This window comes from Staphylococcus pasteuri (assembly GCF_030547725.1).
In the GTDB taxonomy this organism is placed as follows: domain Bacteria; phylum Bacillota; class Bacilli; order Staphylococcales; family Staphylococcaceae; genus Staphylococcus; species Staphylococcus pasteuri.
Window position 1 is genome coordinate 1 of the sequence record NZ_JAUOQO010000096.1, and the last position, 349, is coordinate 349.

A 349-nucleotide genomic window follows, 5' to 3' on the forward strand; every position below is an offset into this window, starting at 1 on the left:
GTCTTTAGGTGCTATAGACTCTAATAAAGGTTTATTTAATTATAGACAGGTCTTACCTGTGGATACAGTCATAGTAAGGTGTGCACTTGAAGGACTGATAAAAACTATAATTTTTCTTATATTCATATTTTTAGGAGCTTGGTTGCGTTTCGATTTCCTTCCTGATGATTCAATGGAATCTATATATGTCTGGTGTACTTTATGGATGATTGGCCTTGCTAGTGGGATGGTTTTTTCAGTGCTTAATACTCTGTATACTGACATTGGGCGTATAGTAAAAATTTGTATGTTACCTTTATTGATATTATCTGGAACCTTAATGCCAATTAATTATTTGCCTGTTGATATT

At 33.0% G+C, this 349-nt stretch carries 1 protein-coding gene; it reads left to right on the forward strand.

Going from position 1 to position 349, the window contains the following annotated elements:
* Positions 1-58: 58 nt before the first annotated feature.
* Positions 59-349 (forward strand): ABC transporter permease (locus tag Q4528_RS12940; protein WP_303521888.1); only part of this gene is annotated, 291 nt, incomplete at its 3' end.